The sequence below is a fragment of the Paenibacillus sp. OK003 genome, assembly GCF_900109515.1.
Taxonomy (GTDB): domain Bacteria; phylum Bacillota; class Bacilli; order Paenibacillales; family Paenibacillaceae; genus Paenibacillus; species Paenibacillus marchantiae.
Map to the genome: position 1 here is coordinate 475,378 of NZ_FOBD01000001.1, position 14,913 is coordinate 490,290.

At 44.6% G+C, this 14,913-nt stretch carries 13 protein-coding genes; 11 read left to right on the forward strand and 2 right to left on the reverse strand.

Annotated features, from left to right (window positions below; genetic code table 11):
• Window positions 1-222: 222 nt before the first annotated feature.
• The 7 genes from BMW94_RS02235 to BMW94_RS30350 all read left to right on the forward strand — a co-directional run bounded on the left by BMW94_RS02235 (window position 223) and on the right by BMW94_RS30350 (window position 8,551).
• Window positions 223-2,187, forward strand: a complete 1,965-nt coding sequence (locus BMW94_RS02235) for an ABC transporter ATP-binding protein/permease (protein WP_090993997.1) — start codon at window positions 223-225, stop codon at window positions 2,185-2,187.
• Between the two features lie 45 nt (window positions 2,188-2,232).
• The gene (locus tag BMW94_RS02240; protein WP_090993999.1) at window positions 2,233-2,901 is read left to right on the forward strand and encodes a response regulator transcription factor; all 669 of its coding nucleotides are present in this window, start codon (window positions 2,233-2,235) and stop codon (window positions 2,899-2,901) included.
• Entirely contained in the window at window positions 2,898-4,238 is a 1,341-nt protein-coding gene (locus BMW94_RS02245) for a sensor histidine kinase (RefSeq protein WP_090994001.1), read from the forward strand. Before BMW94_RS02240 ends, BMW94_RS02245 begins: the two co-directional genes overlap by 4 nt.
• A 272-nt stretch (window positions 4,239-4,510) precedes the next feature.
• Window positions 4,511-6,346 carry a UbiD family decarboxylase gene (locus BMW94_RS02250; RefSeq protein ID WP_090994005.1) on the forward strand — a complete coding sequence of 612 codons (1,836 nt, stop codon included), beginning with the start codon at window positions 4,511-4,513 and terminating at the stop codon, window positions 6,344-6,346.
• Between the two features lie 277 nt (window positions 6,347-6,623).
• Window positions 6,624-7,727: an HD-GYP domain-containing protein gene (locus BMW94_RS02255; RefSeq protein ID WP_079694462.1), complete on the forward strand. Its 1,104-nt coding sequence runs from the start codon at window positions 6,624-6,626 to the stop codon at window positions 7,725-7,727.
• Window positions 7,728-7,903: 176 nt separating this feature from the next.
• Window positions 7,904-8,362 (forward strand): SRPBCC family protein, encoded by a 459-nt coding sequence (locus BMW94_RS02260; RefSeq protein ID WP_090994007.1) that lies wholly within the window; start codon window positions 7,904-7,906, stop codon window positions 8,360-8,362.
• A gap of 27 nt (window positions 8,363-8,389) precedes the next feature.
• Window positions 8,390-8,551, forward strand: a complete 162-nt coding sequence (locus tag BMW94_RS30350; RefSeq protein WP_167434798.1) for a hypothetical protein — start codon at window positions 8,390-8,392, stop codon at window positions 8,549-8,551.
• 6 nt (window positions 8,552-8,557) lie between these two features.
• Here BMW94_RS30350 and BMW94_RS02265 read toward each other — a convergent pair whose 3' ends face one another.
• Complete coding sequence (locus BMW94_RS02265; RefSeq protein ID WP_090994009.1) at window positions 8,558-9,778, reverse strand: MFS transporter; 1,221 nt, start codon at window positions 9,776-9,778, stop codon at window positions 8,558-8,560.
• Window positions 9,779-10,023: 245 nt separating this feature from the next.
• Here BMW94_RS02265 and BMW94_RS02270 point away from each other — a divergent pair, with 245 nt between their 5' ends.
• The 3 genes from BMW94_RS02270 to BMW94_RS02280 all read left to right on the forward strand — a co-directional run bounded on the left by BMW94_RS02270 (window position 10,024) and on the right by BMW94_RS02280 (window position 12,057).
• On the forward strand, window positions 10,024-10,608 hold the full coding sequence (locus BMW94_RS02270; protein ID WP_090994010.1) for a TetR/AcrR family transcriptional regulator: 585 nt from the start codon (window positions 10,024-10,026) through the stop codon (window positions 10,606-10,608).
• Between the two features lie 33 nt (window positions 10,609-10,641).
• Window positions 10,642-10,893, forward strand: coding sequence for a hypothetical protein (locus BMW94_RS02275; RefSeq protein ID WP_090994013.1), 252 nt, complete (start codon window positions 10,642-10,644; stop codon window positions 10,891-10,893).
• A 189-nt stretch (window positions 10,894-11,082) separates the two neighbouring features.
• Entirely contained in the window at window positions 11,083-12,057 is a 975-nt protein-coding gene (locus BMW94_RS02280) for a D-2-hydroxyacid dehydrogenase family protein (RefSeq protein WP_090994015.1), read from the forward strand.
• Window positions 12,058-12,204: 147 nt separating this feature from the next.
• Here the strand turns inward: BMW94_RS02280 and BMW94_RS02285 are convergent, their stop codons facing one another.
• Window positions 12,205-13,242 (reverse strand): LacI family DNA-binding transcriptional regulator, encoded by a 1,038-nt coding sequence (locus BMW94_RS02285; RefSeq protein ID WP_063563449.1) that lies wholly within the window; start codon window positions 13,240-13,242, stop codon window positions 12,205-12,207.
• A 418-nt stretch (window positions 13,243-13,660) separates the two neighbouring features.
• Between BMW94_RS02285 and BMW94_RS02290 the strand changes: the two genes are divergently transcribed.
• Entirely contained in the window at window positions 13,661-14,710 is a 1,050-nt protein-coding gene (locus tag BMW94_RS02290) for a 2,3-butanediol dehydrogenase (RefSeq protein ID WP_090994017.1), read from the forward strand.
• Window positions 14,711-14,913 lie beyond the last annotated feature (203 nt).

Below are 14,913 nucleotides of genomic sequence, written 5' to 3' on the forward strand. Positions count from 1 at the left end.
AAACGATGAACGTTTAAAGCGAATGAAGCAAAACGAAGCAAACGGAGTCCTAATGAAAGTAGGGCTCCGTTTGCTTTTCCTTACATATTGATTTTTGACAGCTACAATTCTTTTGCCAGGCAGACGCGAATGGTCCAGTTCATTATCAGTTCACACAAATTTGTTAGAATGTGAAATGGCCAATATAGATAGGGTGTATGACTTGGAGAGGAAGAGATCAAGATGACTATATTAGAAGTTAAACATGTGAAGAAATCATACACGCTGTATGGTAAGGAAAAGGTCCCTGTGCTCCACGATGTGAATTTGAGCTTTGAGACAGGAGAATTCGTCTCGATCCTTGGTGAATCGGGTTGCGGAAAGTCAACCCTCATGAATATTATTGGTGGAATGGACTCCGATTTTGAAGGGGAGATCCTTGTTCGTAGGAAGAACTTAAGTGCCATGACTGAGAAGGAAATGGATGATTATCGCAAGAATAATATCGGCTTTGTGTTTCAAAATTTCAATCTGATCCCGCATTTGTCTGTGCTGGAGAATGTTACGATTGCCATGCAAATGACGGATACAAGTGAAAAGGAACGAAACAAGCGCGCTATAGATATTTTGACCGAGGTCGGGCTGCAGGAACATCTGAATAAACGGCCCAATCAGCTGTCGGGTGGACAGAAGCAAAGGGTCTCCATTGCTCGTGCATTATCAAACAATCCAGACATTATTTTGGCGGATGAACCAACAGGTGCTCTGGATCGGGAAAATGGGGATCAAATTCTGGCTTTGCTGGACAGCATTGCGCAAAAAGGAATGTTGGTAATAGCCGTAACCCACTCTCAGAAAGTAGCTGATTCCGGTACACGTATTGTGAAGGTAGAGGAGGGACGAATTAAGGATGATATCCATTTAAAAGATCGTTCCTTGACTACCTACGAGGGTAGTCGTGGTGCTTCCAGAAACCTGGGCTTACTGGCTTCTTTCAAAATGGCTCTCAAAAATATGAAGCTCAACGGCAAGCGTAATGTACTGGTAGCATTAGGTGGGTCGATCGGGATTTTAAGTGTACTCCTGATGCTCTCCTTGGGTAATGGGATAACGACATATATGAACGACGAAATCAATTCAAGCATGGACCCGTTACTCGTGGATATAACGAAGCCGAGTGAAGAAGCCAAAGATATGCAAGGCCCCGAAGCCTTGATGGCAACAGGTGAACCGTTCACAGAAGCTGATATTGAGACCATTCGCAAATTCCCTAATGTGGATCATGTAGAGACGATCACTACCATTACAGGCAAATCGACTATGGTTCATGCAAAGCAAAGTGTGGCACTCACGCAGTTAACGACGTTAACGGACGCTTTTGATCCAGCAACGCTAACAACGGGTAAGCTTCCGGTAGAAAATGAGATGATGTTACCCCTCGATACGGCGAATAAATTAAGCGGAAATGACCAAGCTGAATCCATGATCGGCAAGTCTGTGTTTCTATATATCAGTGAGATGGATGGCAATAATAAACCGGTAACTTTGGAGAAAGAAATAACCATATCAGGTATTTATGAAGCGTCAGATCAAAGATCACCCATGCAGCAATCACCGGGTTACATTTCATCACACACGTTGGAGCAAATGTATACGGACAAAGGAATAACGATTGGGCCAATTCAGGTTAACGCTTATGCAACCGATATGAAATATGTCAATGATATTAATGCTGCTGCTGTTGATGCGGGCTTCTCAGGCTCCCAGACGGCAAAAGTTATGGAAAATATCACGACATATGTGAACATGGCCACGATCGTTCTGTCTGGTATTGCAGGCATTTCGTTGATTGTATCTGGTATTATGATACTGGTTGTGCTTTATATTAGTGTCGTGGAACGAACAAAGGAAATCGGAATCCTTCGTGCGATTGGAGCAAGAAAGAAGGATATCAAGCGAATTTTCTTTTCTGAATCGGCTCTATTGGGGGTATTCAGTGGTATCATTGCGGTAGTATTTGCGATAATTATTAGTTATGTTTTAAATATTCTTTTGGACAATGCGTTTGGAGCAAAACTAATTAACTTATCCGGATATTATATCTTGTTCGGAATCCTTGTAAGTACAGTGATTAGCATCATCGCTGGTTTGATGCCTTCATCGAAGGCTGCCAAGCTGGACCCGATGGAATCCTTACGATATGAATAAAACCAAGTATTGAATAATGAAAATTGCGGAAAGGATAATGGATACATGAACACGATTCTGGTGGTGGATGATGATTCCCATATCCGCAAATTAATCCGAATTTATCTCGAAAAAAATCAGTTTTCCGTCGTGGAAGCGCCGGATGGCCAAGAAGCACTGAACATCCTCTCTTATACCAAAATTGATTTAGCGATTGTAGATGTGATGATGCCCCGTGTAGATGGCATTGAACTGACCGAAGATATTCGATCTTATATGGATATTCCGATTCTGATGGTGACTGCCAAAGGCGAATCCAAGGATAAAGTCAGAGGATTTAATGCAGGGTCAGACGATTATTTAGTAAAACCTTTTGATCCTGTAGAGTTAATCTTGCGTGTGAAATCCTTAATGAAGAGATACAACAAGATTTCATCGAATGTTATTCATATAGGCAGTGCAACGATTGATTTGAGCAATTTGACGGTCGATGCAGGAGCACAAACGGTAGAATTGAAAAAAAAGGAATGTGAATTGTTGTTTGCTCTGGCGAGTTTGCCAGGGCAAATATTCACACGTACACAGCTTATAGAAGATATATGGGGAATCGATTATGAAGGTGATGAGCGTACCGTTGATGTGCATATTAAAAGGCTAAGAGAACGGCTGGAACCGATCCCCGAGCTGATCATTTCGACGATAAGAGGACTTGGATATCGTTTGGAGAGTGTATGAAAATCGTGAGGAAAAGCCTGCGTTTACGAATCGTAGTTACCTTTTTTGGTATTGTGATCGTCAGTTTAATTCTCTCCTTTATACTAAATATGCAGTCTCAGGCAAACACACCGAATCATTCCATGATTACGATTGCCGAAGATATAGCTACGATGATCAACCTGATCGATGATCCGGAAAAAGTGAAAACAAGCTTAAATGTTTTTGCGAGATACGGCTTGAATATAACTTCCGTGAATGAACAAAGTGAATTGCTTGCCTCATTACCAGATGATAAGGTTAATAAATTATTTGATAAGAATACGACGAAAGCGTTTATGATGTCCAACAAAGATGAAACAGCAATCGTCGGTGTTCCCAGGATGAATGAAGAGAAAGATGCGCTTCTGATCAAGATTAATTTTTCATCGATTTTTCATAATGTGAAACGTACATTATTTATATCGCTATTAACTGTCTTAGTCATAGGAAGCTTATTAATCATGTTCATGTCTGGGTACATTGTGAGACCTATTAAAAGGCTAACTGCTGCAGCTAAGAAAATGGCCTCAGGCGATCTGTCTGTCCGATTGAAACATAATAATCAGGATGAGTTTGGTGAGCTCATGGAGAGCTTTAATCATATGGCTAGTGAGTTGCAAAAAATAGACTCGGTGCGTGATGATTTTGTCAGTAACGTCTCTCATGAAATGCAGTCTCCACTAACATCGATCAGAGGATTTACAAGAGCGCTGCAAGATGGCGTCATCCCATTGGAAGAGCAGAAAGAGCATCTGGATATCATATATGAGGAAACATTACGCCTGTCCAGGTTAAGTGATAATTTACTTCGGTTAGCCTCGCTGGATTCAGAGCACCATCCGTTTAATCTCACCAGCTTCCAATTAGATGAACAATTAAGAAGAACGATTGTATTAGCGGAACCCCAGTGGGCGCACAAAAATATCAGGATTGAATTGGATTTATTGCCTTGCGAAATCACGGTCGATAAAGATCTGTTTGAGCAGGTCTGGCAGAATTTAATCAACAATGCGATAAAATATACGGGTCTCGATGGGGTCATCCACATCGCAATCGAGATGTCTACGTCATTCGTGAAGGTATCGATTAGAGATTCAGGACAAGGAATACCAGAGGAGGCCCTTCCGTATATTTTTGATCGATTTTATATGGTGGACAAAGCGCGGAGCAGTGCTCTTAGAGGCAATGGATTAGGTCTTTCCATCGTGATTAAAATTTTGAAATTGCATGATTGTACAATTGATGTGGAGAGCAGGGTTGGAGAAGGAACGCAGTTTACGGTTACGATCCCCAAAACTTTGACTACAATTAAGTAAGCTCTATTAGCAATATTGAAGCAACCGTGTCCGTATCATTACAGGACCCTGTTGCCTAAATATTGCTTTTTGTTGAGTGCTGCGTGAAATATCTCATATATTGTTTTGTTTAGTGGCAGATGATTTGATAAGATAGAAGAGATGCGAGTATCAATCCATTTGTAGGGTGACGAGAGTGAATTAGATTCAACGTTTATTCTATCCGCTCCCCCTGCACATCTATGTGAATATATGAACATAACAATTTATTATATACAGAATGGAGCCATCCAATGAAATATCGCAATATGGAAGATTGCATTAATGATCTGGAGCAGCACGGACATTTGATTCGCGTGAAGGAAGAAGTGGACCCTCATTTGGAGATGGCAGCGATACATATGAAAGTGCATGAGGCAAAAGGCCCAGCTCTGCTTTTCGAAAATGTGAAAGGCTCCAAGTTCCAGGCTGTTTCGAACCTGTTCGGTACACTGGAACGAAGCAAATTCATGTTCCGTGGAACGCTTGAAGGTGTACAACGTGTCATGGCTGTTCGGGATGATCCAATGAAGGCACTCAAGACGCCTTTTCAGCATATCAGCACCGGTCTTGCCGCCTGGCAGGCTCTTCCTAAGCAGAAGTCCATCAGTTTGCCTGTAACCGCGCAAGAAATTCAAATCTCGGATCTGCCGTTGATCAAGCATTGGCCCATGGATGGTGGGGCATTCGTTACGCTGCCTCAAGTCTATTCGGAGGACCCGGACAACCCAGGCATCATGAACTCCAATCTGGGCATGTACCGGGTACAGCTAAGTGGTAATGATTATGAACTGAATAAGGAAATTGGACTTCATTATCAGATCCATCGCGGAATTGGTATTCATCAGGCCAAAGCAGTCAAAAAGGGAGAACCCCTGAAAGTGAGTATATTCATTGGGGGTCCGCCTGCACATACACTTTCTGCAGTGATGCCTTTGCCTGAAGGACTCAGTGAGATGACTTTCGCGGGGCTACTTGCTGGCCGGCGTTTCCGTTACAGCTATAAGGATGGGTATTGCATCAGCAATGACGCCGATTTTGTCATCACGGGTGATATTTACCCGGACGAGACGAAGCCTGAAGGACCGTTTGGTGATCATCTTGGATATTACAGTCTGACCCATCCGTTCCCACTAATGAGAGTGCATAAAGTGTACGCCAAGCCGAATGCGATCTGGCCATTTACCGTGGTGGGTCGTCCTCCGCAAGAGGATACGGCATTTGGGGATCTGATTCACGAAATTACGGGTGATGCCATTAAACAGGAAGTTCCCGGTGTGAAAGAAGTCCATGCTGTCGATGCAGCAGGAGTGCATCCGCTTCTGTTCGCGATCGGAAGTGAGCGCTATACGCCCTATCAGACGGTAAAACAGCCAACAGAGCTGCTGACGATTGCAAGTCGCATTCTGGGCACAGGCCAGCTCAGTCTGGCAAAGTATTTGTTTATCACAGCTGAAGATCAGCAACCGCTGGATACGCACCGGGAAGTGGAATTCCTGACGTACATCCTGGAACGAATGGATCTGCAACGGGACATTCATTTCCATACCAACACAACGATCGATACGCTGGATTACTCGGGAACCGGGTTGAACAGCGGCAGTAAGGTTGTTTTTGCAGCCTATGGGGACAAGAAACGGGAATTGTGCCTTGAAGTACCAGAGACATTGAAGGATATCCGGGGGTATGACAATCCACAGCTCGTGATGCCAGGAATTGTAGCTATTCAGGGTGCGCCATTCAATAGTTATGCGGATACAGAACAAGAAATGAAGGCATTGACGGACATGCTGAAAGAAAAAGGAGACTTGTCTTCCTGTCCGATGATCGTCTTATGTGATGATAGTTCTTTCCTGAGTGCGAACCTCAGCAACTTCTTGTGGGCGACATTTACGCGAAGTAATCCTTCCCATGATATGTACGGTGTGAACAGCAGTTACAACTATAAACATTGGGGCTGTGATCAGATCATTATCGATGCCAGAGTGAAGCCGCACCAGGCGCCACCGTTAATTCCGGACCCATCTGTTGAGAAAGGCATTGAACGCTTTTTCGTACAGGGAGCGAGTCTGAGCTCGATCAAAATATAGTTGAATTCTGTGAAAGCCCAAAGATTTTTTTGGGCTTTTTGGTTATATATGTGTAAAACAAGATGTCCATGATCTAAACAAAAATTCAAACCGGGACTTTTTTGAAAATGGGACTGAGAATAAAGTCTTATACGTTCGTATTTCCTTTTACGATTAAGGTCGTTTGGACTATGGAGAAAAAGAATGTATTTATCGATATAAAGTAGTATAGGGATTTTTGGGACCCGGACTAACGGGTACTGTTGACTATAAATGATTGTTCAGGGGGAATACCGATTTGAGAATCCATATTATGAACCTGCAAGATGGAGACCGTCTGACTGCGGATACATTCAGCGAAGCGGGATTACACGTTCTGGGTCAGGGTACTGTGATCAAAAGTGAAGATATCACCTTGCTGATGCAGCACCGCGTAGACTATGTGGATATTGAACCACGCGAGGAAGAAATCACGGAAGCGGAATTCTTTGCTGCTGCGGCAAAATTTGCATCTGGAGCAAGCACAAGCACAAGTACAAGCACTAAGGAAGAACCGCCTGAAGAAGAAATGAAATCCCAATTTATACAAACTGTACATAATTATCAATCCGCGTTTCTCGAAGCGCTGACGGTGGGCAAGTTCAACGCAACCATGGTGGACGATGCGCTTCAACCGATGGTGGAGGGATTGGACGAGCAAAAGGATGTCGTACATCTCCTGATGATGCTGGAACGGGATGATGTCAATAACTACACACATTCCATTCAGGTTGGACTGTTGTCATTTTACCTGGCTAACTGGCTTGGTTATTCCCAAAAAGAAAGTTATCAAATCAGTCGTGGTGGCTATCTTCACGATATTGGCAAATGCAAGGTATCTCATCGGATACGCAACAAAGTGGAACCGTTAACCGCAGATGAACAGCTCGAATTGCAGCGTCACACGATATACGGACATGATATTATCAAAAGCTCCATGACCGATGAAGCTACGGCGCTTGTAGCTCTTCAGCATCATGAACTGGAGGATGGTACCGGATATCCGATGCAACTGAAGAAAGACGAAATTCATCCATATACACAGATCGTATCTGTCGCTGACATATACATCGGGATGAGATCCGGCAGTCACGGAAGCAGCAATCCGAACCTGATCAATAACTTGCGCGATATTTATGCGATGGGATTTGGCAAATTGAATGAGAAGCCGGTTCAAGCCTTGATGCAGCATCTGCTTCCTAATTTTATTGGTAAACAAGTACTGCTGAGCAACGGCGAGCGGGGTGTTATTGTCATGAACAATACATCCGATATTTTCAAACCACTGATTAAGGTGGAATCGGAACAATATCGTGATCTGTCCAAAGAACGCACGCTTGCCATTAATGAATTAATTATCTAAGTTTGAATAACAAATGAATGCATAAAGAAAACGGGCCTCCTATACGATAACAGGGGACCCGTTTTTAAGTTTTTGTCATACCCCTGGCGTTGTTCTTCATGGTGACCAGGAGTATACTTTGCAAAGACCTTAATCTTCCTTTTTAGGGAAAGGAAACAGAAAGGGAGTGATCGTCCTTGATTGAAGTGGTAACCGAGATTACAATACATGCGCCCATTGAGCGATGTTTTGACTATGCTCGGGACATTGATATTCATACCCGGACCGTCTGGAAACATACCCGTGAGCAGGCTGTAGCGGGTGTTACAACGGGCAGAATTGGTGAAGGCGATACGGTAACTTTCGAAGCGAGCCATTTCGGGATAAGACAGAAGCTGACTTCCCGGATCGCCGAGTACAATCCGCCGTATCTCTTTGTGGATCAGATGGAGAAAGGTGCTTTCAAGAGCATGAGACATGAACACAGCTTCAACAAGCTTGGAGAGCAGACCACTTCTATGAGGGACACACTGAGATTTGAAGCTCCCCTTGGTGTTCTGGGTTGGGTTGCAGAGCGGATTGTACTCAAGAGGTATATGCAGGCTTTCCTGGAGAGCCGTAATTTGAAGCTAAAGGCGTTACTAGAGAATAGATAGAGCCGATCTGTAAGGAGGAAATGATAGTTGATGGAAAACGAATATTTTGTAGGTTGGGGCACACTTGCCCTTATTAATGCCGGACTTGCTCAGGGAAAAAACAGAAGTGGTCTTAACTGGTTTCTGATTTCCCTGTTATTTGGTCCGTTAGCCACTCTGTTTATTGTGGTATGGAATAAGCTGGATTAAGTGCTTTTATTGATCCGAATTCCGATGGATATATCGATCAATGGTCCAGAACAGAAGCGCAGCGGCACTCACACCTGCACCCAGCCAGCAAACGCCAGTCCAACCTGCCCATGCATAAACTTGAGTAGAAGCAATGGAGCCGGTAGCACTTCCTATTGAATAAAAGATCATGTAGGCGCCCGTCAAACGGCTCTGCGCCTCAGGTCGAACTTCATAGATCAGACTCTGGTTGGTGACATGTACGGCCTGCACGGCAAGGTCCAGCATAATTACCCCAGCTACAAGCAGCCATAAAGAGTGGTGAACATAGCCAATGGGCAGCCAGGATAGAAGCAATATGACAAGAGCGACGCCCGTCGTCTTTTGTCCCAATCCCCGATCAGCCAGTTTTCCAGCACGTGCAGCAGCCAGCGCACCAGCAGCTCCCGCAAGACCAAAGGCTCCGATAGCAGTATGTGACAGGGAAAGGGGTGGAGCGCTAAGCGGCAGCACCATGGAAGTCCACAGGATGCTGAAGGCTGTGAAGATCAACGTGGCGAGAACGCCGCGTGTTCGCAGAATAGGCAGCTCCCGGTATAGTTGCAGGACAGAAACGATTAATTGGGTATAGGTGAGTTTCTCTCGCTTGGGTTCGTGTTTGGGCAATACAAGAAAAAGAGCGATAATTCCCAGTAATGTCAGACTGGCAGAGAAGAGATAGACCGATCTCCAGCCGATCCAATCGTTTAGGGTGCCTGCTACGGTTCGCGCCAGTAATATGCCTATGACGATCCCGCTTGTGACCAGACCGACGATACGCCCTCGTTCTGAAGGTGCAGCCAGGGAAGCGGCAAAGGCAACCAGTGTTTGTGTAATCACGGCAAGCAGCCCGATGGCGGCCATTCCAATGAATAGAATCTGGCTAGATGATGAGGTACCGACAGTAACCAGGGCGATTACGGATAAAAGCATCTGGATCATGATCAGCTTGCGCCGGTTCAATAGATCACCAAGTGGGACCAGTAATAACAATCCGAGGGCGTAACAAATCTGGGTTACGGTAATAACGATTCCAATAGAGGAATGAGAGATTCTAAACTCGTCAGCAATGGAGTCGAGCAAAGGCTGGGCATAATAAATGTTGGCTACCGCCAGTCCGCTGCACAGGGCAAATAACAGCGCGACAAGTCGGGACATGCCTGGACGTCCTTCGCTGAAGGGATGTGCTTGATGAGATGCATTTTGCATGGATGATTCACCTTTCTGTATTCGAATGTGGTAAGTTAGGTGGAGCGGTAAGAACACGGTTGAATTTAAATATACCGATCAGTACATTATGATTCCGAATAAACATACTTCACGCTTTGACACGATGTCAAGAAATAAAATGGAATGGTTGATTTTTCTTTTATAAATAAAGATATTTTTGACATGGAAATTGGATCTAGATTAAAATAGATGTATACTGATCGATACATAAAGAGGGTGAATACATGGTTAGACAACGGGAATTTGATACGGATCAGGCACTGGAAGCAGCGATGCAGATTTTCTGGGATAAGGGATTTGAAGCGACATCCTTAAGTGATTTGACAACAGCCATGGGGATTCAGCGGCCCAGTCTATATGCGGCTTTTGGTGATAAAAAGGAATTATTCGAAACGGCACTTCGCAGATATACGACGTTGCATGCCGCTCAGGTCAGATCCAGGCTGCAACATACATCTTCTGTAAAAGAAGCCTTCCGTGCTTTATTTGAACATATCGGAGCAGAAGGGGATGTGACAGATACTCGTCACGGCTGTTTTTGCATCAATACGATGGTTGAACTGGCTCCGCATGACCCCAAATTCGCTGTCCTGACACGCGAGCACCAGATGTATCTGGCGGCGATTTTCAAGGAGACGATTGAACGGGGGCAGGAAACAGGGGAATTGTCTAATGATCTCGACGCAAGTGCGCTGTCCAAGTCTCTGGTGGTATCGATGATTGGATTGACCGTAATGATGAAATCGGAGCCGGATCGCTCATTTGTGCAGCAGAGTATTAAGGTTACGTTATCGTTGCTTGAGGAATGAGGGGAGAATTTCATTTTTAGAAAGGGTGTTCATATGGAACGTTATTTTCATAGGATCTACCTTGTCGTTTTATATATTATAGGTGTGCTGCTAACAACGTACGGTGGGATGGGGATCATCGAGTTCAGTTTGATTGTAATTGCCGTGCTTGCTTTTATTGCTATTGTGGGTTCCCTGACAGAGAATAGCCAATCGAAATTGGATACGATTTTTGCGAAAATACGGTCCTTGTTTCTAGTGGCGATGGCCATTTTGGTCACGGCGCTGCTTTTCAAACTGTTTTGATGTGAAAGAGAGAAGCGGGAGCGTGTTCCTGCTCTTTTTTGTGTCTGGGGACATTGGGCAGATCGGGTCTGAGTTGATACAATACAGATAGGGTATAGATAAAATTAGGATGTATCATATGATTTACATCATATCAGGTAACATTTAAACATTGTTCGATGATGCACATATTGAGGAGGAGATTCAACCATGCAGACGAAGTTGCGTTGTGCCATATTGGATGATTATCAGAATGTAGCCCTTTCTTCGGCGGATTGGACTCCTATCCTGGATCGGGTTGAGGTTCAGACGTTCAATAATTACATGGGATCAGAAGAGAAGGTCGTTCAGGAACTGCAGGATTTTGAGATTATTGTCTTGATGCGTGAGCGTACCCCTTTTCCTGAATCCGTGATTACACAATTGCCCAAACTCAAGCTTCTGATTACAAGCGGCATGCGCAATGCCTCCATTGATCTCCAGGCCGCGGAAGAAAGTGGTGTAACCGTATGCGGCACGGAAGGTAGCTCGAATCCCCCGACGGAACTGACCTGGGCGCTGATTCTGGGTCTGTCCAGACAGCTGGTAACTGAAAATAACGCACTGCGTTCCAATCGGAATTGGCAGAGTACAGTGGGCATGGATTTGTACGGAAAGACACTGGGACTGCTCGGTTTAGGCAAGATTGGCAGCCGGATGGCAGAGATTGCACACGCCTTTGGCATGAACGTGATCGCCTGGAGTGAGAATTTGACACAGGAACGAGCGGAGGAACAGGGAGTCCAGTGGGCAGAGACGAAGGAACAGTTGCTGGAACAAAGCGATATTGTTTCCATTCATCTGGTGCTCAGTGATCGCACTCGTAATCTGATCGGACGAGCCGAGCTGCAACGGATGAAAAATACTGCTTTATTGATCAATACGTCCCGTGCAGGCATTGTGGATCAAGAGGCGATGGTCGAAGCTTTACAGAATGAGTGGATTGCCGGGGCCGGTCTAGACGTATATGAACAGGAACCTCTTCCTGTGAATCATATGTTGCGTACACTGCCAAATCTTCTGGCAACACCGCATTTGGGTTATGTGACTCAAGGAAACTATGCCATTTATTTTAACCATACCGTAGAGGATATTGAGATGTTTATGAAAGGAACACCGATTAGACAATTGCTTTCGAAGAAGTAATTGCTCGGAGGTGGGTTTGAGATAAAAGGGTGTGAATGAAGATAAAAAAAGGTGTTTCTCAGGACAAAATTCATTCCTGGTGAGCACCTTTTTGTGTTTATCGAAGGTTTGGACTGTCCATTAAATCCGGTGTCTTCGCAATCATTCTTATGCGCGTGGTCCTTGTGAAGATGAGCGGATCATGGCAACGCTGGACTCGCGCACAATTAACCGTGGCTCAAATTGAATATGTTCGTAATCCGTGGTGCTCATCTCTCGAATCCGTTTTAACAGCAATTCCGTAGCAAGTCGGGCCACTTCTTCGCCCATAATCGAGACTGAACTGATCTGCGGAGACGTAACGGTAGTCCATTGGTTATTATCAACGCCCACAACTGCGATATCTTCAGGGACACGAACGCCGAGTTCTTTAAACCGATTTACCAGTCCGATGGCGACCATATCGTTAATCGCGTATACGGCATCTGGCATGTGAGTCAGTCCATAGAAATAATCCGCTGCATTAGCTCCTGTATTCAATGAAAAATCTTCTCCGAAGTAAACAAGCGAGATATCTACATGTCCGAGTGCTTGCTCATAAGCCCGATAACGCTCTTCAATAATGTCTTTGGGAGCACCGGCATATGCAATGCGGGTCCGTCCAATCTTAATCAGATGTTCCATCACCAATTTCCCTTCAGGCTGTGAAAGAGAAACGACATCAGCTTTCATGCCAGGGTCCAGCTTTTTACCGTAATTGATCATGGAAATGGGAAGGGGAGCTTTATCAATTAAGCCAGGCAACGTTTTGGGATAAGCCAAAGGCATGAAAATAAGCCCGTCCACGTGCAATTTTTTGATCGTACGAATGGTTTCCAGTTCCGTTCGTGCATTACCCGCCGTATTGATTTGAACCACATGATACCCATGCTGCTTAGCCGTTTGTTCAACAGACCAAGAGATCTCGGGAATGATAGCATTGCGTATGTCGGGAACAACCAGTGCGATCTGATGTGTCTGGCGTATTTTCAAACTCTGGGCAGAGGTATTGGGGACAAATCCAAGCTCCTCAATGGCCTGCAAGACTTTATCCCGTGTTTTGTTGCTGATGCCATCGGAATTGTTAATGGCTCGGGAGACGGTAGCGATACCTACACCTGCAAGTTCTGCAACGTCCTTGATCGTAATCTTCTGATCTTTACTCACGTTTAGTTAACCTCACTTCATCGGAAACGATTCCTAATTTTGAAAATATGTACGAAGGGAAAGACAATCCTATACCTTGATTATAACATTCGAGCCAATAACTATCCCGTGAATACGATAGAAAGGACAGAGATGTCTGTTGGTTTTCCAAAAGAATCGAATGGATCAATAGAGATAAATCGCGCATTCTATATCCATTGAATTAAACATATACAAGAGAACGGACAGAAAGCCACAGAGCAAAAAATGATCGATATATTGAGAACGCCGTTATTACACCAGAATTATCGACGTGAAATTCATAAGATAGACATAAGTGTGACAAATTATGTTTGACAGCCTATTCAAAATGTGACATATTTAATTTACGGAAACGTTTCCGATTATATCAAAAATTATGATCTGGGAGATGAAACAAATGAAAGCATTGCGTTGGCATGGAGTAAAAGATTTGCGACTCGAAAATATTGATGAACCCCGCCCTGAACAGGGAAAGGTTAAAATAAAAGTCGAGTGGTGTGGGATCTGTGGCAGTGACTTGCACGAGTACACTGCTGGTCCAATCTTCATTCCGGCTCAAGCACCACATCCGCTAACAGGGGAACAAGCACCTGTTGTGATGGGGCATGAATTTTCAGGACAAGTCGTTGAAGTAGGAGAAGGCGTGACACGTTTTCGGCCAGGTGACCGCGTTGTGGTGGAACCAATCTATGCATGTGGTCATTGTGAAGCCTGTAAACAAGGGAAATATAACTTGTGTGATCAGATGGGTTTCTTGGGCCTGGCTGGGGGAGGCGGAGGTTTCTCGGAGTATGTAACGGCTGAGGAATATATGGTGCATGCCATTCCTGATTCGATCTCGTACGAGCAAGGAGCGTTGGTGGAGCCTTCCGCAGTAGCTCTTCATGCTGTTCGTCAAAGCAAACTGAAAGTCGGCGACACTGCGGCTGTTTTTGGTGCGGGTCCAATCGGGTTGCTGGTTATTGAAGCGTTGAAAGCTTCTGGCGCATCGGATATTTATGTTGTGGAATTATCCAAGGAACGTAAAGCCAAAGCGGAAGAACTTGGTGCCATTGTTATTGATCCTACACAATACAATGTGGTGGAAGAAATTCATGCACGTACACAAGGCGGCGTGAATGTAGCTTATGAAGTAACGGGTGTACCACCGGTACTGCAACAAGCGATTGATTCAACGCGTATTGGCGGTGAATTGATGATCGTCAGCATTTTTGAACAGGAAGCACCGATTGTGCCAAACTCCATTGTCATGAAGGAGCGTACGGTCAATGGCATTATCGGTTATCGTGACGTATTCCCGGCTGTGATTAGCTTGATGGCTAAAGGTTTCTTCCCAGCTGACAAGCTGGTAACCAAACGAATCAGTTTGGACGAAGTGGTAGAACATGGATTTGAAGCACTGCTGAAAGAGAAAAACCAGGTTAAAGTTTTGGTGAAAGCAGAGTAAATTTACCAAGCCAATAACAAGACGAAATAATAGAGTGGAAGTCCGCAACAGGCAAACAGCTAGAGCTCAACTGGAACTGATGTGCAAAGGGTAGGCAGCCACAACGAAAAATCACAAATAGACAACGCATCATGGGATGCGATTGTCTATTTTTTTTGCACAAAACGGGCGGAATTTGTTGCAAGTACGTTTCATTTTACATA

Excerpts from the sequence above, each read along its gene's own strand:
- BMW94_RS02270 (WP_090994010.1), top strand. The coding sequence starts at position 10,024 with ATGGTTAGACAACGGGAATTTGATACGGATCAGGCACTGGAAGCAGCG.
- BMW94_RS02250 (WP_090994005.1), top strand. The coding sequence starts at position 4,511 with ATGAAATATCGCAATATGGAAGATTGCATTAATGATCTGGAGCAGCAC.
- BMW94_RS02275 (WP_090994013.1), top strand. The coding sequence starts at position 10,642 with ATGGAACGTTATTTTCATAGGATCTACCTTGTCGTTTTATATATTATA.
- BMW94_RS02240 (WP_090993999.1), top strand. The coding sequence starts at position 2,233 with ATGAACACGATTCTGGTGGTGGATGATGATTCCCATATCCGCAAATTA.
- BMW94_RS02245 (WP_090994001.1), top strand. The coding sequence starts at position 2,898 with ATGAAAATCGTGAGGAAAAGCCTGCGTTTACGAATCGTAGTTACCTTT.
- BMW94_RS02265 (WP_090994009.1), bottom strand. The coding sequence starts at position 9,778 with ATGCAAAATGCATCTCATCAAGCACATCCCTTCAGCGAAGGACGTCCA.
- BMW94_RS02235 (WP_090993997.1), top strand. The coding sequence starts at position 223 with ATGACTATATTAGAAGTTAAACATGTGAAGAAATCATACACGCTGTAT.
- BMW94_RS02280 (WP_090994015.1), top strand. The coding sequence starts at position 11,083 with ATGCAGACGAAGTTGCGTTGTGCCATATTGGATGATTATCAGAATGTA.
- BMW94_RS02290 (WP_090994017.1), top strand. The coding sequence starts at position 13,661 with ATGAAAGCATTGCGTTGGCATGGAGTAAAAGATTTGCGACTCGAAAAT.